The organism is Erwinia sp. 2186 (assembly GCF_057812255.1).
Genome location: NZ_CM173824.1, coordinates 474,052 through 491,761 on the forward strand (window position 1 = coordinate 474,052; position 17,710 = coordinate 491,761).

At 51.4% G+C, this 17,710-nt stretch carries 17 protein-coding genes, 2 tRNA genes and 3 rRNA genes; 15 read left to right on the forward strand and 7 right to left on the reverse strand.

The features are described 5' to 3' along the window. The first annotated feature begins 11 nt into the window (after positions 1-11). The 4 genes from rplQ (at position 12) to ACXKZG_RS02245 (ending at position 1,628) form a co-directional block, all read left to right on the forward strand. Positions 12-398 (forward strand): 50S ribosomal protein L17, encoded by a 387-nt coding sequence (rplQ, locus tag ACXKZG_RS02230; protein ID WP_004160560.1) that lies wholly within the window; start codon positions 12-14, stop codon positions 396-398. A gap of 112 nt (positions 399-510) precedes the next feature. Further along, the gene (locus ACXKZG_RS02235; protein WP_488875633.1) at positions 511-882 is read left to right on the forward strand and encodes a DnaJ family domain-containing protein; all 372 of its coding nucleotides are present in this window, start codon (positions 511-513) and stop codon (positions 880-882) included. Next, positions 882-1,301 (forward strand): Zn(2+)-responsive transcriptional regulator, encoded by a 420-nt coding sequence (gene zntR / locus ACXKZG_RS02240; protein WP_488875634.1) that lies wholly within the window; start codon positions 882-884, stop codon positions 1,299-1,301. The genes ACXKZG_RS02235 and zntR overlap by 1 nt, the downstream gene beginning before the upstream one ends. A gap of 54 nt (positions 1,302-1,355) precedes the next feature. Next, positions 1,356-1,628, forward strand: a complete 273-nt coding sequence (locus ACXKZG_RS02245; RefSeq protein WP_105760322.1) for an alternative ribosome-rescue factor A — start codon at positions 1,356-1,358, stop codon at positions 1,626-1,628. Here ACXKZG_RS02245 and mscL read toward each other — a convergent pair. From mscL to def, 5 genes are all read right to left on the reverse strand, one after another. Beyond that, positions 1,603-2,013, reverse strand: coding sequence for a large-conductance mechanosensitive channel protein MscL (gene mscL, locus ACXKZG_RS02250; RefSeq protein ID WP_013204113.1), 411 nt, complete (start codon positions 2,011-2,013; stop codon positions 1,603-1,605). The genes ACXKZG_RS02245 and mscL overlap by 26 nt on opposite strands. Before the next feature lie 126 nt (positions 2,014-2,139). Then, a complete protein-coding gene (trkA, locus tag ACXKZG_RS02255; protein WP_105760321.1) occupies positions 2,140-3,516 on the reverse strand; it encodes a Trk system potassium transporter TrkA in 1,377 nt (458 codons plus the stop codon). Between the two features lie 62 nt (positions 3,517-3,578). After that, positions 3,579-4,868, reverse strand: coding sequence for a 16S rRNA (cytosine(967)-C(5))-methyltransferase RsmB (gene rsmB / locus ACXKZG_RS02260; protein WP_471720898.1), 1,290 nt, complete (start codon positions 4,866-4,868; stop codon positions 3,579-3,581). Positions 4,869-4,914: 46 nt separating this feature from the next. Beyond that, positions 4,915-5,859 (reverse strand): methionyl-tRNA formyltransferase, encoded by a 945-nt coding sequence (gene fmt / locus ACXKZG_RS02265; protein WP_134822883.1) that lies wholly within the window; start codon positions 5,857-5,859, stop codon positions 4,915-4,917. 9 nt (positions 5,860-5,868) lie between these two features. Continuing rightward, positions 5,869-6,393 (reverse strand): peptide deformylase, encoded by a 525-nt coding sequence (gene def / locus ACXKZG_RS02270; RefSeq protein WP_013204109.1) that lies wholly within the window; start codon positions 6,391-6,393, stop codon positions 5,869-5,871. 127 nt (positions 6,394-6,520) lie between these two features. Between def and dprA the strand changes: the two genes are divergently transcribed. Genes dprA through ACXKZG_RS02300 form a run of 6 tightly spaced genes read left to right on the forward strand, consistent with a single transcriptional unit; the run spans position 6,521 to position 10,313 of the window. Further along, complete coding sequence (gene dprA / locus ACXKZG_RS02275) at positions 6,521-7,645, forward strand: DNA-protecting protein DprA (protein ID WP_013204108.1); 1,125 nt, start codon at positions 6,521-6,523, stop codon at positions 7,643-7,645. Further along, on the forward strand, positions 7,617-8,090 hold the full coding sequence (gene smg / locus ACXKZG_RS02280) for a DUF494 family protein Smg (RefSeq protein ID WP_041692141.1): 474 nt from the start codon (positions 7,617-7,619) through the stop codon (positions 8,088-8,090). Before dprA ends, smg begins: the two co-directional genes overlap by 29 nt. A 25-nt stretch (positions 8,091-8,115) precedes the next feature. Continuing rightward, positions 8,116-8,673, forward strand: a complete 558-nt coding sequence (locus tag ACXKZG_RS02285) for a DNA topoisomerase family protein (RefSeq protein ID WP_134822881.1) — start codon at positions 8,116-8,118, stop codon at positions 8,671-8,673. Further along, the gene (tsaC, locus tag ACXKZG_RS02290) at positions 8,663-9,235 is read left to right on the forward strand and encodes an L-threonylcarbamoyladenylate synthase type 1 TsaC (RefSeq protein WP_041692140.1); all 573 of its coding nucleotides are present in this window, start codon (positions 8,663-8,665) and stop codon (positions 9,233-9,235) included. Before ACXKZG_RS02285 ends, tsaC begins: the two co-directional genes overlap by 11 nt. A gap of 11 nt (positions 9,236-9,246) precedes the next feature. After that, positions 9,247-10,065 (forward strand): shikimate dehydrogenase, encoded by an 819-nt coding sequence (aroE, locus tag ACXKZG_RS02295; RefSeq protein WP_134822880.1) that lies wholly within the window; start codon positions 9,247-9,249, stop codon positions 10,063-10,065. After that, entirely contained in the window at positions 10,062-10,313 is a 252-nt protein-coding gene (locus ACXKZG_RS02300) for a DUF1488 family protein (protein ID WP_041692139.1), read from the forward strand. Before aroE ends, ACXKZG_RS02300 begins: the two co-directional genes overlap by 4 nt. Here ACXKZG_RS02300 and ACXKZG_RS02305 read toward each other — a convergent pair. Then, positions 10,289-10,843 (reverse strand): gamma carbonic anhydrase family protein, encoded by a 555-nt coding sequence (locus ACXKZG_RS02305; protein WP_013204103.1) that lies wholly within the window; start codon positions 10,841-10,843, stop codon positions 10,289-10,291. The genes ACXKZG_RS02300 and ACXKZG_RS02305 overlap by 25 nt on opposite strands. A 510-nt stretch (positions 10,844-11,353) precedes the next feature. Here ACXKZG_RS02305 and ACXKZG_RS02310 point away from each other — a divergent pair. From ACXKZG_RS02310 to rrf, 5 genes are all read left to right on the forward strand, one after another. Further along, a 16S ribosomal RNA gene (locus ACXKZG_RS02310) occupies positions 11,354-12,894 on the forward strand. Between the two features lie 75 nt (positions 12,895-12,969). Beyond that, positions 12,970-13,046, forward strand: a tRNA-Ile gene (locus tag ACXKZG_RS02315). 155 nt (positions 13,047-13,201) lie between these two features. Next, positions 13,202-13,277: transfer RNA gene (locus tag ACXKZG_RS02320), tRNA-Ala, on the forward strand. A 200-nt stretch (positions 13,278-13,477) separates the two neighbouring features. Then, a 23S ribosomal RNA gene (locus ACXKZG_RS02325) occupies positions 13,478-16,385 on the forward strand. A gap of 107 nt (positions 16,386-16,492) precedes the next feature. Further along, positions 16,493-16,608 (forward strand): 5S ribosomal RNA (rrf, locus tag ACXKZG_RS02330). Together the 16S, 23S and 5S rRNA genes with 2 tRNA genes alongside form the textbook arrangement of a ribosomal RNA operon. 338 nt (positions 16,609-16,946) lie before the next feature. On the opposite strand, the gene ACXKZG_RS02335 is transcribed toward rrf, so the two are convergent. After that, positions 16,947-17,708, reverse strand: a complete 762-nt coding sequence (locus ACXKZG_RS02335) for an amino acid ABC transporter ATP-binding protein (protein ID WP_041692138.1) — start codon at positions 17,706-17,708, stop codon at positions 16,947-16,949. Between the last annotated feature and the right edge of the window lie 2 nt (positions 17,709-17,710).

The following is a 17,710-nucleotide window of genomic DNA, read 5'->3' on the forward strand; positions in this document are numbered from 1 at the left end:
AGGATAAGGTCATGCGCCATCGTAAGAGTGGTCGTCAACTGAACCGCAACAGCAGCCATCGTCAGGCTATGTTCCGCAACATGGCTGGCTCTTTGGTTCGTCACGAGATTATCAAGACGACCCTGCCAAAAGCGAAAGAGCTGCGTCGCGTAGTTGAGCCGCTGATTACTCTTGCCAAGACCGATAGCGTAGCTAATCGTCGTCTGGCATTCGCCCGTACTCGTGATAACGAGATCGTGGCAAAACTGTTTAATGAGCTCGGCCCGCGTTTTGCGAGTCGTGCAGGTGGTTACACTCGCATTCTGAAGTGTGGCTTCCGCGCTGGTGACAACGCTCCGATGGCTTACATCGAGCTCGTTGATCGTCCAGAAGCTCAAGCAGAAGCTGTAGCAGAGTAATCTGTTGCACTACGGAAAAACCGGGCTTGCCCGGTTTTTTTATGTCTAAAATTCCCCTCAGCCCTTTCAAGCGTTATCCTTATCCCTTCCTTCTCCATTCAGCGAGTCCAATATGTGGCTTATTGATCGACTGGTAGAGCAACATATCTCTGAAGCACAAAAGAACGGTGAGCTGGACGATCTGCCTGGCAGCGGTAAAAAGCTTGAGCTGGATGATGACAGTCATGTTCCAGTTGAATTACGCGCGGCCTATCGTCTGATGAAAAATTCTGGCTATCTGCCACCTGAGCTGGAAATGCGTCGTGAAGCGGTCGAACTTGACCAACTCCTTGCAGGGCTCGAGCCCGATGACCATCGCTATAATCAGCATGCGAAGCGTCTGGTCTTACTTGAACTAAAACTCAGACAAGCGGGTATGAGCACTACGTTCCTGCGCGGTGACTACCGTAATCACGTTCATAAGCGGTTCAAAGGAGAAGAGTGATGTTTAAAATTGGGCAACTGGCGAAGCTGGCCGATGTCACGCCAGATACCATCCGCTACTACGAAAAGCAGCAGATGATGGATCATGAAATTCGAACTGAAGGCGGATTTCGTCTTTATAGCGATAAGGATCTGCAGCGTTTGAAGTTTATTCGTTATGGCAGACAGTTGGGTTTTAGTCTTGAAGCAATTCGGGAACTACTGTCGATCCGCGTTGATCCGGAGCATCATACCTGCCAGGAATCTAAAACCATCGTCCAGTCACGCTTGCAGGAAGTCGAAGGAATGATTGCCGAATTGGAGAATATGCAGCGTTCACTACGGCGATTAAATGATGCCTGCTGCGGGACTTCACACAGCAGCGTTTACTGTTCAATCCTCGAGGCACTGGAGAAGGGGGAAATTGCAGCAGCAGATTGATTTTTTATTCAACGGGTTCTATATTCATGCCGTCATTCATTAAAGGAAAATCACATGTCAGGTTATCAACATAAGAAAGGTGTCATTCGCGACAATGCGATTGAAGCGTTACTGCACGATCCATTATTCAAAGTTCGGATAGAAGTGAATCAAAAAGGCAAAGGAAGCTTCCGGCGTAAAGACAAACACGCGAAGAAGGGTAACTGGGAGGCCAGTGGTAAAGACAGCTTTACGACTGGCCTTCTGCTTTCAGGGCAAAAAAAAACCGCCAGGAGCGGTTTTTTTACAGCCAACGCCAGAATTATGGCTGGCCATTCTGCTGCTTGAGCAGATCGCGAATTTCCGTTAACAGCGTCTCTTCTGCACTTGGTTTCGCCGCTGGTTTTTCCACTTCTTTTTTCTGATACAACTTGTTCATTACCTTGATCGCCATAAAGATTGCGAAGGCAACGATCACAAAATCAAATACCGTCTGAAGGAAAATACCGTATTGCATCACAACCGCTGGGGTTTCGCCTTCTGCAGGCTTCAATATCCAGCTGAACGATTTGAAATCAACACCACCAATCAGTAACCCTAGCGGTGGCATAATGATATTCGCCACCAGAGAAGAAACGATCTTACCAAATGCTGCACCGATAATGACACCGACCGCCAGGTCGACAACATTGCCGCGCATAGCAAAATCGCGAAACTCTTTGAATAAACTCATTGTTATCTCCTTTCCTGTGCCAATTGTTAAGTCTAACAAACGATTGGTTTTTTTCCATGGTGATGAGTGAATAAATGAATTATCACCGGAATAAAGCAGCCGGCAGTAAAGTCCGCCGGCGCGAAACTACAGGAAGAACGGACTCGGCTGGAAGAGGCGTTCAACATCGGGCACAAACTTCTTGTCAGTAAGGAACATGATGACGTGATCGCCTTGCTCAATACGCAAATTATCATTGGCGATCATGACATCATTACCCCGCACAACGGCGCCGATGATGGTGCCTGGAGGCAGTTTGATATCATTAATCAGTCTGCCCACGACGCGCGACGTGGTTTCATCACCATGAGCGATGGCTTCAATGGCTTCTGCAACACCGCGGCGTAATGACGAAACCCCGACAATATCAGCCTTACGGACATGCCCCAGCAATGCGGAAATAGTTGCCTGCTGTGGTGAGATGGCAATATCTATCACGCTGCCCTGCACCAGATCGACATAGGCTTTACGCTGGATGAGCACCATTACTTTTTTCGCGCCCATCCGTTTGGCGAGCATAGCCGACATAATGTTGGCTTCGTCGTCATTGGTGATGGCAATGAACAGATCTATTTGATCGATGTGTTCTTCTTCAAGCAGTTCTTGATCGGAAGCATCACCATAAAACACGATGGTGTTTTGCAGCTGCTCTGCCAACTCTGCTGCACGTTGCTGATCGCGTTCGATCAGTTTAACGCTGTAATCTTTTTCCAGCCGCTGGGCGAGTCCAAAGCCAATATTACCGCCGCCGACGATCATAATGCGCTTGTACGGTTTTTCCAGACGCTGGTATTCGCTCATCACCGCCCGGATATTTTGGCTGGCAGCAATAAAGAAGACTTCATCACCGGCTTCTACAATCGTCGATCCTTGCGGACGGATGGGACGATCTTGACGGAAGATAGCCGCTACGCGTGTATCAATATGCGGCATATGTTCGCGCATGACGGCAAGCGCATTGCCGACCAACGGGCCGCCATAATACGCCTTCACAACCGCGAGACTCACTTTGCCTTCTGCAAAATTCACTACCTGCAATGCCCCAGGGTACTCGATCAACCGGTAGATGTTATCGATCACTAACTGCTCTGGCGAAATCAAATGATCGATTGGGATCGCTTCCGGGACAAACAGTTTTTCCGCATCCCTGATGTAGTCCGGAGCACGAATACGGGCAATACGGTTGGGGGTGTTAAACAGCGAGTAGGCGATCTGACAGGCGATCATATTCGTTTCATCCGAATTGGTCACCGCAACCAGCATATCGGCATCTTCGGCGCCCGCTTCACGTAATACGCGAGGATGTGAACCGTGCCCCTGTACGACACGCAGGTCGAATTTGTCCTGCAACTGACGCAGACGATTCGAATCAGTATCTACGACGGTAATGTCGTTGTTTTCACCAACCAGGTTTTCGGCGAGTGTGCCACCGACCTGACCGGCGCCAAGAATGATTATTTTCATTTTGCTTTAGTCTGATTCGTTGGGAGTCAACCTGGCCGGGAATTTGTCCCCGGCCGGCGCAGTTATCGTTTTAGTAATTTTGCATAGAAGAAGCCGTCGCCATCCTGTGGAGCAGGGAAGACCTGCAGACCCGGATGGTTGGCATCGCCTGTATCAGACAGCATGGCATCTTCATGGCGTTCAAGGAAAGCGGCAACCTGCAGATGATTCTCTTCCGGCAGGATGGAGCAGGTTGCATACAGCAATGTACCGCCAGGCTTCAGATGCGGCCAGATAGCATCCAGGATCTGCTGCTGCAAAGCAGCAAGCTCAGGGATGTCACGATCGCGGCGTAGCCATTTAATATCAGGATGACGGCGGATAACACCGGTTGCCGAGCAAGGGGCATCTAACAGAATTCGGTCAAACTGTTTGTCGCCACACCATGTTTCTGGAAGGCAACCGTCGCCGACCTTTACCTCTGCCGTCATATTGAGACGCAGCAGATTTTCGTTAATCCTGGCCAGACGTTGCTCATCAATATCAACCGCCAGCACAGTTGCCTGTGGCGCTGCTTCAAGAATATGAGTTGTTTTGCCGCCCGGAGCGGCGCAAAGGTCGAGAATAGATTCGCCATTTTGCGGATCCAACAGCGCCACGCATCCTTGTGCAGAAGCATCCTGAACCGTCACCCAGCCCTGATCAAATCCCGGCAGCTGTGACACCGGGCAAGGCGTCTCCAGTCGTAAAGCATCTGCATGCAGTGGGTGCGGCTCGGCTTCTTTGCCTGCTTCCTGTAACAGCTTCAGCCAGGCATCCCGGCTATGGTGTTGGCGATTAACACGCAGCCACATTGGCGGCCGCTGATTATTGGCCTCAACAATGGCTTCCCAGTTATTCGGCCACGCACGCTTCAGTCTTTCCAGCAGCCATTTCGGATGCAGGTATTTCTGGTCACCTACATTCATCTGCTGCACCAACTCGTCCTGCTTACGCTGGAATTGACGCAATACACCGTTAATCAATCCCTTAAACTGCTGTCGTTTCAGGGAGATTGCACCTTCAACCGTTTCTGCCAACGCGGCATGAGCGGGAATACGGGTGAAGATCAGCTGATAAAGGCCAACCATCACCAGGAAGTGAATAGTACGTTGTTTGCCCGTCATCGGGCGTTCCATCAGCTGGCCAATAATCCATTCCAGTTGAGGAAGGGTACGCAACACGCCATAGCAAAGCTCTTGCAGCAGCGCCGCGTCTTTCTCAGCCACGGATTTCTGCGCAGCAGGCAGCACGTTACTGAGCGACTGGCCTTGCTCGACCACTTTTTCGATAGTCTGGGCAGCAATGCTGCGCAAATTGGTATTTTTTTTCATAGGGATCGCAAGTCAAAATCAGCCCGGCTGTAAACCGGGCGAGGCATCAGGCAAGAATGTTGCCCGGCGTGAACCACTCTCGGCGGGAGTTCAGCAGATCCTGCGCTTTCATCGGCTTTTTGCCGGCAGGTTGCAGTTCTTCAATGTTCAGGACACCGTCAGCGGTAGCAACCTGAATGCCGTTTTTATCGGCCTGAACGATCTTGCCGGGGTGTTGATCTGAGTGAGGCAATACGGTCGCTTTCCAGACTTTTACTGGCTGGTCATCGACAGTGAAATAGCTAACAGGCCACGGGTTGAAGGCACGGATGCAGCGTTCCAGCTGGGTAGCCGAAAGGCTCCAGTCCAGCTTAGCTTCTTCCTTGCTTAGCTTCTCAGCATAGCTGACCTGCGCTTCATCCTGTACTTCAGGCTTCGCAGTGCCGTCAGCCAGTTGCGATAAGGTGACCAACATACCTTCAGGGCCCAGTTCAGCCAGCTTGCTGTAAAGCGTGGCGCTGGTATCTTCAGGCCCGATTGGGCAAGCAAGCTTATACAACATATCGCCCGTATCCAGCCCGACGTCCATTTGCATAATCGTCACGCCGGTTTCGCTATCTCCCGCCCACAGTGAGCGTTGGATTGGCGCAGCGCCACGCCATTTCGGCAGCAGCGACCCGTGCACGTTGATACAACCCAGACGTGGCATCGCCAACACCGGCGCTGGCAGGATCAAGCCATAGGCGACGACCACCATCACATCAGCGCGTAAATCGGCAACCAGCTGCTGGTTTTCCTCCGGTCGGAGGGATTTTGGTTGGAACACCGGGAGATTGTGTTGCTCGGCCAGCTGCTTAACCGGGCTGGCGGTGAGTTTATTTCCACGGCCTGCCGGACGGTCTGGCTGCGTAAAAACGCCAACAACGTTATGCCCAGAAGACAACAGCGCGTCTAAATGACGCGCTGCAAAGTCTGGAGTGCCGGCAAAGATAATATTCAGGGCTTCAGACACGCTTTTCCCTTATTCAGGCTCGTTTTGATCGCGAGCAGTCTGGCGATAAAGTTTTTCCAGCTTCTGGCGGATACGCTGGCGCTTCATCGGCGACAGGTAGTCAATAAACAGTTTACCGACCAGATGATCCATTTCGTGTTGAATACAGATAGCCAGTAAACCATCTGCTTCCAGCTCATAGCTGTTTCCTTCACGATCCAGCGCGCGGATTTTGACTTTTTCAGCGCGGGGAACCAGTGCACGCTGTTCAGGAATGGAGAGGCAACCCTCTTCAATTCCCGTTTCGCCGCTTTTTTCCAGCATTTCCGGGTTAATAAGCACAAGACGTTCTTCGCGATTTTCAGAAACGTCAATCACGATAATGCGCTGATGGATATCGACCTGAGTGGCCGCCAACCCGATACCTTCTTCGGCATACATCGTTTCAAACATATCATCGACGATGCGCTGAATATCGGCATTCACTTCTTTAACGGGTTTCGCAACGATGCGCAGGCGCTCGTCAGGAAAATGTAATACCTGCAAAACTGACATAACTTTCCAGATCTGTGTTCAAGGGATTAGATATTTATCTTTCTTATTGTAGACATTTCGGTCGGTGATTGACAGCATTCCCGCTACGTTAGCCTTAGGGACTTTTCAGTATTTACAGGGATGCATCATGACACCAACGGAGATTTGGTTACGTCTTTCCGGCGTTATAGGTATACGCAACCAGCAACGATTAAGGGTTGTGGATTGCTTGCGGCAAACGGCCAGTGTGGCAGAGAAAGATCTCATCCGCGCCGGCTTAAATGACGAACAACGGCAGGCTTTTCTCAACTATGATCCAACGATTGTGGAGGAAACCCTTCTTTGGCTGGAGCAACCTCAGCACCATCTTCTGACATGCGACAATTCTAACTATCCTGAACGTTTGAAAAATATTGCCAGTTATCCGCCGCTGCTTTTCATTGCGGGTGACCCTGACATTTTACTCACGCCGCAAATTGCTATCGTGGGGAGCCGTAGATGTTCACCTTATGGCAGAAATTGGGGTAGCTATTTCGCTCAGACATTGGCGTTGAGTGGTATCACTATCTCCTCTGGGCTGGCATTGGGAATAGATGGGATTGCTCATCGTGCGGCACTGGAGGTTGGAGGGAAAACCCTCGCGGTATTGGGCAGCGGCCTGAACCACCTTTATCCCCGACAGCATATCTCTCTGGCAAAGGAGATTATCGCAAGTGGTGGTGCGGTGATCTCTGAATTCCCATTATCCACTTCGCCGGTTGCGCACAATTTTCCCCGGCGTAATCGTATCATCAGCGGTTTGAGCCTGGGCGTATTAGTGGTGGAGGCGACATTAAAAAGCGGCTCGTTGGTGACCGCGAAGCTGGCTTTAGAGCAAAATCGCGATGTGTATGCTTTGCCTGGCGCCATTGGCAATCCGGGTAGTGAAGGCACTCACTGGTTGATTCAGCAGGGCGCGTTATTAACGGCACATCCCCATTCCATCCTTGAACAGCTGCAAAGTGACCTCAAATGGTTGTCCAATACGTCAAATTCAACAATATATTCACATCAGCAGGGCAATACTCCATTGCCATTTGCTGATGTGTTGGCTAACGTAGGAGATGAGGTTACACCTGTTGACGTCGTCGCTGAACGTGCCGGCCAACCTGTGCCAACCATCGTAGCTAAGCTGCTTGAGTTGGAGTTAGCAGGATGGATCGCAGCTGTACCCGGCGGCTATGTCCGATTGAGGAGGGCAAGCCATGTTCGACGTACTAATGTACTTATTTGAAACGTATATCCACAGCGAGGCAGAAATGCGCGTTGATCAGGATAAATTGACTGATGATTTAACCGATGCCGGTTTTCATCGTGAAGATATTTATAATGCGTTGAACTGGTTGGAAAAGCTCGCAGATTATCAGGAGGGACTTGTCGCTCCGATCCTGCTGGCTACCGATCCGCTGTCTATGCGTATCTACACCGAGGAAGAGAGTCAGCGTTTAGATGCTAACTGTCGGGGCTTTATTTTGTTCCTGGAGCAAATTCAGGTGCTGAATCTTGAAACCCGGGAAATGGTCATCGAACGTATTATGGCCCTCGATACTATCGAGTTTGATCTTGAAGATCTCAAATGGGTGGTGCTGATGGTGCTGTTTAATATCCCAGGATGTGAAAACGCTTATCAACAGATGGAAGAACTTCTTTTCGACGTCAACGAAGGAATAGTGCACTGAAGATCGTCTTCGTGTAAGAAATGTTATGAATAAAACAGCGCTTTTCGCTGTGCGAAAAAATGAACCCTGCCCCCAATGTGGGGCAGAACTGGTTATTCGCTCCGGCAAACACGGCGCTTTTCTCGGCTGTTCGCAGTATCCCGAGTGTGATTACATTCGCCCCCTGAAAAGTCAGGCAGATAGCAACATAGTCAAAGTTCTGGAAGGACAGTTTTGTCCTGAATGTCAGTCGGAACTGGTTTTACGCCAGGGACGATTCGGCATGTTTGTCGGTTGTAGCCGCTACCCGGAATGTGAACATACTGAAGTTATCGATAAGCCCGATACCACGACGCTTGCCTGCCCTCAGTGCAATCAAGGAAAGCTGGTTCAGCGGCGGTCACGCTATGGCAAAACCTTCCACGCATGCGAACGCTATCCAGATTGCCAGTTTGCGGTGAACTTCACGCCAGTCGAGGGTGAATGTGAGTTTTGTCATTTCCCGCTTTTAATAGAGAAAAAAACGGCTCGCGGTCTTCGGCGTTATTGCGCCAGCAAAGCCTGTGGTAAGCCGGCAACATCAGGAACCAGCAGTGAAGAATGAGTCCGTCCCAGGTTCTGTAGAAGCCTGTATTCACCAACTTCGGCAAAATGCCGTCATTGCCTATCCTACCGAGGCTGTTTTTGGCCTGGGGTGCAATCCCGACAGTGAGTCAGCGGTAATGGCTTTGTTGGCATTAAAGCAGCGGCCTGTGGAGAAAGGGCTGATCCTTATCGCTGCAAATTATGCTCAGCTTCAGCCCTACATCGACGATCTCGGCCTTACTGATGCGCAGAAAGAGAAGATGTTCGCCTCGTGGCCGGGCCCGGTTACCTGGGTGATGCCTTCGCGCACCTCAACTCCTCGCTGGCTGACTGGCCGTTTTGATTCTCTGGCAGTCAGAGTCACTGACCATCCTGATGTGCAGCGTCTCTGTTTGGGCTTTGGTAAACCGCTGGTGTCTACCAGCGCGAATTTAACCGGGCTTGAACCCTGCCGTACTGCTGCTGAAGTTCATCAGCAGTTTGGGTCTGACTTCCCGGTCTTTCTGGGAAATACCGGCGGTCGGCTGAATCCGTCAGAGATTCGTGATGTTTTAACCGGCGAACTCATTCGTCAGGGATAACAGGAAATAAGATGCACACCTTTGCCGTTTTCGGAAATCCGATCAATCACAGCAAATCACCGCGTATTCACCAGCTTTTTGCTGAGCAGACCGGCATCTCTCATGTTTATGGTCGCATCTGTGCGCCTGTTGATGAGTTCATTGCTTCCTTATCAGAGTTTATGGCGCAGGGTGGCAAAGGAGCCAACGTTACCTTGCCATTCAAGGAGCAGGCTTACGAGAGAGCCGATGAGTTGACTGAACGTGCTTCTCTGGCCGGTGCCGTCAACACGGTGAAAAAACTGGAGGATGGCCGTCTGTTAGGTGACAACACCGACGGCATTGGTTTGCTGACGGATCTGGAACGACTGAATCTGATCAAACCGGGCGATCGTATTCTGTTAGTGGGGGCTGGAGGTGCCGCTCGTGGCGTGATCCTTCCTTTATTGTCGTTTGGCTGTTCACTGACCATTACCAACCGCACGGTATCTAAAGCGCAGATCCTCGCCGAAGTATTCCAACACGCTGGTGGTATTCAGGCGAAAGCGATGGATCAACTTGATGGTGAACACTTTGATTTGATCATCAATGCCACATCCAGCGGGATTGGTGGGGATATTCCGGCATTGCCATCATCACTGATCACTGAAAAAACCCGTTGTTACGATATGTTCTACCTGGCTACGACGACACCTTTTCTGAACTGGTGCCAGCAGCATGGAGCTGTGGCTATGGCAGATGGTCTGGGAATGCTGGTGGGGCAAGCGGCTCACTCATTCTTTTTATGGCACGGCAAGCTACCCGATATTACTCCGGTCATTGCGGTATTAAAGTCAGAACTCAGCGCGTGAATCAGGCTATCCAGTTTCCCGACAGGGAATGGTGGGACGAGACAGAAAAGGCGGTTTGTTTTCCAGCCCTGGTGAATGGCTTCCTGCTTACCTGTGCGATCAGCGGCGAAACGATGGTTCGCCGCTACGGTAATGAGCTGGCAATAGTGCCGTGTTTCCTTGCCCATCGTTGGGATCTGGAAGATGAAGCGGAAGCCTCTATTAAAGACGCGCAAGAAAACGATCAGGGTTGGGTCTGGCTTTCCTGAGCAAGGTAGTCATCTTTCCAGCCGACATAATTATTCGATGAGTAGAGAAGACCCGCCACCTCAGCTTCTGTCAGTTTGCGAGCTTGCCTTACCGGACTTCCTAAATAAAGGTAGCCACTCACCAGACGTTTACCCGGAGGGACCAGGCTTCCGGCCCCAATCATCACATCGTCTTCTACTATTACCCCATCCAGCAGAATAGATCCCATTCCTACCAATACCCGATTGCCAATGGTGCAGCCATGCAACATGGCTTTATGGCCAACGGTGACATCTTCCCCGACGATCAGCGGATTGCCTTCAGGGTTATAAGAAGACTTATGGGTAACGTGCAAAACACTGCCGTCCTGAATATTGCTGCGTTTGCCGATCACGACACGGTTCACATCCCCGCGGATGGCAACCAGTGGCCAGATACTGACATCGTCCTGCAAGTCCACTTCGCCTACCACCACGCTTGAAGCATCGACCATTACGCGCTGGCCGAGCTGCGGGCGGGTGTTTTTAAACGATCTTAGGTTCCCTGACATAACTACCTCTCTGCAATAGGATCCCTGAAGGGTAGTGCTGCAGGGGTTTACCAATCAATAACTGTCGATGATTTTGCGGTAATTTTGTGCGGATCGTCTGAGATCTCGGCGGAAAGCGTGAAAATCCAGCAACCAAATAGAAAGATCGAAAAAAGCCTTGTGCTCTGAAATGGGATCCCTATAATGCGCATCCACTGACACGGAACAACGGCTTACGAGTCACCGGGTCAGAGGTTCAGGAAGCTGAATCGCCAGAGAAAAACTTCCCAAAAAGAAGTTGACTCTGAAGGAGGAAAGCGTAATATACGCCACCTCGCAGTAAGGCGCCAAGGCACTTACCGCAACGCTCTTTAACAATTTATCAGACAATCTGTGTGGGCACTCGCAGGATTGATATCAGCGCCGCAAGGCGCAAAAAAATATCAAGCCTTAAGAGTGAACACATAATGAAATTCATTATGACGTTTTACACTTGAGCACCGCTGAACTTGTTTCAGCAAATCGAACTTTTAATTGAAGAGTTTGATCATGGCTCAGATTGAACGCTGGCGGCAGGCCTAACACATGCAAGTCGAACGGTAGCACAGAGAGCTTGCTCTCGGGTGACGAGTGGCGGACGGGTGAGTAATGTCTGGGAAACTGCCTGATGGAGGGGGATAACTACTGGAAACGGTAGCTAATACCGCATAACGTCTTCGGACCAAAGTGGGGGACCTTCGGGCCTCACACCATCGGATGTGCCCAGATGGGATTAGCTAGTAGGTGGGGTAATGGCTCACCTAGGCGACGATCCCTAGCTGGTCTGAGAGGATGACCAGCCACACTGGAACTGAGACACGGTCCAGACTCCTACGGGAGGCAGCAGTGGGGAATATTGCACAATGGGCGCAAGCCTGATGCAGCCATGCCGCGTGTATGAAGAAGGCCTTCGGGTTGTAAAGTACTTTCAGCGGGGAGGAAGGCGATAAGGTTAATAACCTTATCGATTGACGTTACCCGCAGAAGAAGCACCGGCTAACTCCGTGCCAGCAGCCGCGGTAATACGGAGGGTGCAAGCGTTAATCGGAATTACTGGGCGTAAAGCGCACGCAGGCGGTCTGTCAAGTCAGATGTGAAATCCCCGGGCTTAACCTGGGAACTGCATTTGAAACTGGCAGGCTAGAGTCTTGTAGAGGGGGGTAGAATTCCAGGTGTAGCGGTGAAATGCGTAGAGATCTGGAGGAATACCGGTGGCGAAGGCGGCCCCCTGGACAAAGACTGACGCTCAGGTGCGAAAGCGTGGGGAGCAAACAGGATTAGATACCCTGGTAGTCCACGCCGTAAACGATGTCGACTTGGAGGTTGTGCCCTTGAGGCGTGGCTTCCGGAGCTAACGCGTTAAGTCGACCGCCTGGGGAGTACGGCCGCAAGGTTAAAACTCAAATGAATTGACGGGGGCCCGCACAAGCGGTGGAGCATGTGGTTTAATTCGATGCAACGCGAAGAACCTTACCTGGCCTTGACATCCACGGAATTCGGCAGAGATGCCTTAGTGCCTTCGGGAACCGTGAGACAGGTGCTGCATGGCTGTCGTCAGCTCGTGTTGTGAAATGTTGGGTTAAGTCCCGCAACGAGCGCAACCCTTATCCTTTGTTGCCAGCGAGTAATGTCGGGAACTCAAAGGAGACTGCCGGTGACAAACCGGAGGAAGGTGGGGATGACGTCAAGTCATCATGGCCCTTACGGCCAGGGCTACACACGTGCTACAATGGCGCATACAAAGAGAAGCGAACTCGCGAGAGCAAGCGGACCTCACAAAGTGCGTCGTAGTCCGGATCGGAGTCTGCAACTCGACTCCGTGAAGTCGGAATCGCTAGTAATCGTAGATCAGAATGCTACGGTGAATACGTTCCCGGGCCTTGTACACACCGCCCGTCACACCATGGGAGTGGGTTGCAAAAGAAGTAGGTAGCTTAACCTTCGGGAGGGCGCTTACCACTTTGTGATTCATGACTGGGGTGAAGTCGTAACAAGGTAACCGTAGGGGAACCTGCGGTTGGATCACCTCCTTACCTGAAGATACTTTCCCGCGTAGTGTCCACAACAGATTGTCTGATAGAAAAGTAACGAGCAGAAAAAACCTCTACAGGCTTGTAGCTCAGGTGGTTAGAGCGCACCCCTGATAAGGGTGAGGTCGGTGGTTCAAGTCCACTCAGGCCTACCAAATTTTCACTCATGCTGCGTTATGTTTCCGGCTTGCATAGTGAACTATGCGGCGCGAAAACATGCCTTGCCTGAGCAAAAATTAACATTTGTCGCCTGACGGTGGCTGATGAACTCACGTTGAGTGGTAGTAGATGGTCTCTGCAGTAACTGTATGGGGCTATAGCTCAGCTGGGAGAGCGCCTGCCTTGCACGCAGGAGGTCAGCGGTTCGATCCCGCTTAGCTCCACCATGCAGTTTTCTGACAATACTTCAGAGCGTACCGGCAACGGTGTGCTGCGAAGTATTATGCTCTTTAATAATCCGGAACAAGCTGAAAATTGAAACGACATGTCGTTTTCATTCTCCGTAATAAGAATGAAATCAACGATATGTTCGAGTCTCTCAAATGCTTACAACAGCAGTGTCTTTCGGGACGCTTGTGGGTTGTGAGGTTAAGTGACTAAGCGTACACGGTGGATGCCTAGGCAGTCAGAGGCGATGAAGGGCGTGCTAATCTGCGATAAGCGTCGGTAAGGTGATATGAACCGCAATAACCGACGATACCCGAATGGGGAAACCCGGTGCACTTTGGTGCATCATTGCAACATGAATACATAGTGTTGCAAGGCGAACCTGGGGAACTGAAACATCTAAGTACCCAGAGGAAAAGAAATCAACCGAGATTCCCCCAGTAGCGGCGAGCGAACGGGGAACAGCCCAGAACCTGAATCAGTTTGTGCATTAGTGGAAGCGTCTGGAAAGTCGCAGGGTACAGGGTGATACTCCCGTACACAAAAATGCACTTATTGTGAGTTCGATGAGTAGGGCGGGACACGTGACATCCTGTCTGAATATGGGGGGACCATCCTCCAAGGCTAAATACTCCTGACTGACCGATAGTGAACCAGTACCGTGAGGGAAAGGCGAAAAGAACCCCGGCGAGGGGAGTGAAACAGAACCTGAAACCGTGTACGTACAAGCAGTGGGAGCACCTTCGTGGTGTGACTGCGTACCTTTTGTATAATGGGTCAGCGACTTATATTCTGTAGCAAGGTTAACCGTATAGGGGAGCCGAAGGGAAACCGAGTCTTAACTGGGCGTTAAGTTGCAGGGTATAGACCCGAAACCCGGTGATCTAGCCATGGGCAGGTTGAAGGTTGGGTAACACTAACTGGAGGACCGAACCGACTAATGTTGAAAAATTAGCGGATGACTTGTGGCTGGGGGTGAAAGGCCAATCAAACCGGGAGATAGCTGGTTCTCCCCGAAAGCTATTTAGGTAGCGCCTCGTGAACTCATCTTCGGGGGTAGAGCACTGTTTCGGCTAGGGGGCCATCCCGGCTTACCAACCCGATGCAAACTGCGAATACCGAAGAATGTTATCACGGGAGACACACGGCGGGTGCTAACGTCCGTCGTGAAGAGGGAAACAACCCAGACCGCCAGCTAAGGTCCCAAAGTCATGGTTAAGTGGGAAACGATGTGGGAAGGCACAGACAGCCAGGATGTTGGCTTAGAAGCAGCCATCATTTAAAGAAAGCGTAATAGCTCACTGGTCGAGTCGGCCTGCGCGGAAGATGTAACGGGGCTAAACCATGCACCGAAGCTGCGGCAGCAACGCTTATGCGTTGTTGGGTAGGGGAGCGTTCTGTAAGCCGTCGAAGGTGGACTGTGAGGTCTGCTGGAGGTATCAGAAGTGCGAATGCTGACATAAGTAACGATAAAGCGGGTGAAAAGCCCGCTCGCCGGAAGACCAAGGGTTCCTGTCCAACGTTAATCGGGGCAGGGTGAGTCGACCCCTAAGGCGAGGCCGAAAGGCGTAGTCGATGGGAAACAGGTTAATATTCCTGTACTCGGTGTTACTGCGAAGGGGGGACGGAGAAGGCTATGTTAGCCGGGCGACGGTTGTCCCGGTTTAAGCATGTAGGCGGGAGTTTTAGGTAAATCCGGAACTCTTTTAACGCTGAGGTGTGATGACGAGGCACTACGGTGCTGAAGTAACAAATGCCCTGCTTCCAGGAAAAGCCTCTAAGCATCAGGTAACACGGAATCGTACCCCAAACCGACACAGGTGGTCAGGTAGAGAATACCAAGGCGCTTGAGAGAACTCGGGTGAAGGAACTAGGCAAAATGGTGCCGTAACTTCGGGAGAAGGCACGCTGGCGCGTAGGTGAAGGGACTTGCTCCCGGAGCTGAAGCCAGTCGAAGATACCAGCTGGCTGCAACTGTTTATTAAAAACACAGCACTGTGCAAACACGAAAGTGGACGTATACGGTGTGACGCCTGCCCGGTGCCGGAAGGTTAATTGATGGGGTTATCCGCAAGGAGAAGCTCTTGATCGAAGCCCCGGTAAACGGCGGCCGTAACTATAACGGTCCTAAGGTAGCGAAATTCCTTGTCGGGTAAGTTCCGACCTGCACGAATGGCGTAATGATGGCCAGGCTGTCTCCACCCGAGACTCAGTGAAATTGAACTCGCTGTGAAGATGCAGTGTACCCGCGGCAAGACGGAAAGACCCCGTGAACCTTTACTATAGCTTGACACTGAATATTGAACCTTGATGTGTAGGATAGGTGGGAGGCTTTGAAGCGTGGACGCCAGTCTGCGTGGAGCCAACCTTGAAATACCACCCTTTAACGTTTGATGTTCTAACCTGGCGCCGTGATCCGGCGTGGGGACAGTGTCTGGTGGGTAGTTTGACTGGGGCGGTCTCCTCCTAAAGAGTAACGGAGGAGCACGAAGGTTAGCTAATCACGGTCGGACATCGTGAGGTTAGTGCAATGGCATAAGCTAGCTTGACTGCGAGAGTGACGGCTCGAGCAGGTGCGAAAGCAGGTCATAGTGATCCGGTGGTTCTGAATGGAAGGGCCATCGCTCAACGGATAAAAGGTACTCCGGGGATAACAGGCTGATACCGCCCAAGAGTTCATATCGACGGCGGTGTTTGGCACCTCGATGTCGGCTCATCACATCCTGGGGCTGAAGTAGGTCCCAAGGGTACGGCTGTTCGCCGTTTAAAGTGGTACGCGAGCTGGGTTTAGAACGTCGTGAGACAGTTCGGTCCCTATCTGCCGTGGGCGCTGGAAGATTGAGAGGGGTTGCTCCTAGTACGAGAGGACCGGAGTGAACGCACCACTGGTGTTCGGGTTGTCATGCCAATGGCATTGCCCGGTAGCTAAGTGCGGAAAAGATAAGCGCTGAAAGCATCTAAGCGCGAAACTTGCCTCGAGATGAATCTTCCCTGGGCCTTTAAGGCCCCTGAAGGGACGTTGAAGACTACGACGTTGATAGGCCGGGTGTGTAAGCGCAGCGATGCGTTGAGCTAACCGGTACTAATGACCCGTGAGGCTTAACCTTACAACACCAGAAGCGTTCTGGTGGGTGTCTGAGAGACACGAACGATATTTTCAGCTTGAACCGGATAAATTTGCGCGGCCTTATGGCGGCGTGAATAACAGAATTTGCCTGGCGGCTTTAGCGCGGTGGTCCCACCTGACCCCATGCCGAACTCAGAAGTGAAACGCCGTAGCGCCGATGGTAGTGTGGGGTCTCCCCATGCGAGAGTAGGGAACTGCCAGGCATCAATTAAGCAGACAAGCCTCATGCGAAAGCATGGGGCTTTTTTGTGTGCGTAAAAAGGCAAAACCCGCCTCAAAACGGCTCCCGGATTCCCCAGGCCCGCCTGATAACGGCCGAAACCCGCCACTAAAATTCCAAACCACCCCAAAAACCAGACAAAAAAAGACGCCGTGCTGCCGCACGACGCCATATTTAATCCAGTTATCACTGGACCCAGAATCGTCTCACGCCCTCAATGCTAATCACCTACCTGATAGGCCATACCCTCACTGCGGGCATAAAAAAGCCCTGCCTGTCGGCAGGGCGTTTAATACAGTTGGCTACTTAACAGTGCTTAACTCAATGAATAACCTGAGAAAGAAACGCGCGGGTACGTTCTGACTTCGGATTGGAGAAGAACTCTTGCGGTGGCGCTTGCTCAACGATCTCACCACGATCCATAAAGATCACCCTGTCAGCCACGGTACGGGCAAAGCCCATCTCGTGCGTGACACACAACATTGTCATACCATCTTCAGCCAGACCAATCATGGTATCCAGCACCTCTTTCACCATCTCTGGATCCAGTGCCGATGTCGGTTCATCAAACAGCATGATTTTCGGTTTCATACACAGCGATCGTGCGATCGCCACGCGCTGCTGCTGTCCACCGGAAAGCTGTCCAGGAAACTTATGGGCGTGCTCTGAAATGCGAACACGTTCCAGATAGTGCATGGCCAGTGCCTCAGCTTCTTTCTTCGGCGTTTTACGCACCCAAATCGGCGCCAGCGTGCAGTTCTGCAAAACAGTCAGATGCGGGAACAGATTAAAGTGTTGGAATACCATCCCCACTTCTGTCCGCACACGTTCAATATTGCGGAGATCGTCATTGAGATGAATACCATCAACCACAATACGGCCCTGCTGATGCTCTTCGAGATGGTTAATACAACGAATGGTCGTTGATTTACCGGAACCCGAAGGGCCGCAAAGCACGATGCGCTCGCGCGGCTTAACGTGCAGGTTGATATCTTTCAGTACGTGGAACTGGCCGTACCATTTGTTCACGTTTTCGAGCGTAATCATCATCGCGTCGTCGGATTGTTTCATAGGTTGGGTCATTT

Excerpts from the sequence above, each read along its gene's own strand:
- trkA (WP_105760321.1), bottom strand. The coding sequence starts at position 3,516 with ATGAAAATAATCATTCTTGGCGCCGGTCAGGTCGGTGGCACACTCGCC.
- rsmB (WP_471720898.1), bottom strand. The coding sequence starts at position 4,868 with ATGAAAAAAAATACCAATTTGCGCAGCATTGCTGCCCAGACTATCGAA.
- mscL (WP_013204113.1), bottom strand. The coding sequence starts at position 2,013 with ATGAGTTTATTCAAAGAGTTTCGCGATTTTGCTATGCGCGGCAATGTT.
- ACXKZG_RS02335 (WP_041692138.1), bottom strand. The coding sequence starts at position 17,708 with ATGACCCAACCTATGAAACAATCCGACGACGCGATGATGATTACGCTC.
- dprA (WP_013204108.1), top strand. The coding sequence starts at position 6,521 with ATGACACCAACGGAGATTTGGTTACGTCTTTCCGGCGTTATAGGTATA.
- aroE (WP_134822880.1), top strand. The coding sequence starts at position 9,247 with ATGCACACCTTTGCCGTTTTCGGAAATCCGATCAATCACAGCAAATCA.
- ACXKZG_RS02235 (WP_488875633.1), top strand. The coding sequence starts at position 511 with ATGTGGCTTATTGATCGACTGGTAGAGCAACATATCTCTGAAGCACAA.
- smg (WP_041692141.1), top strand. The coding sequence starts at position 7,617 with ATGTTCGACGTACTAATGTACTTATTTGAAACGTATATCCACAGCGAG.
- zntR (WP_488875634.1), top strand. The coding sequence starts at position 882 with ATGTTTAAAATTGGGCAACTGGCGAAGCTGGCCGATGTCACGCCAGAT.
- ACXKZG_RS02285 (WP_134822881.1), top strand. The coding sequence starts at position 8,116 with ATGAATAAAACAGCGCTTTTCGCTGTGCGAAAAAATGAACCCTGCCCC.
- def (WP_013204109.1), bottom strand. The coding sequence starts at position 6,393 with ATGTCAGTTTTGCAGGTATTACATTTTCCTGACGAGCGCCTGCGCATC.
- rplQ (WP_004160560.1), top strand. The coding sequence starts at position 12 with ATGCGCCATCGTAAGAGTGGTCGTCAACTGAACCGCAACAGCAGCCAT.
- ACXKZG_RS02245 (WP_105760322.1), top strand. The coding sequence starts at position 1,356 with ATGTCAGGTTATCAACATAAGAAAGGTGTCATTCGCGACAATGCGATT.
- ACXKZG_RS02305 (WP_013204103.1), bottom strand. The coding sequence starts at position 10,843 with ATGTCAGGGAACCTAAGATCGTTTAAAAACACCCGCCCGCAGCTCGGC.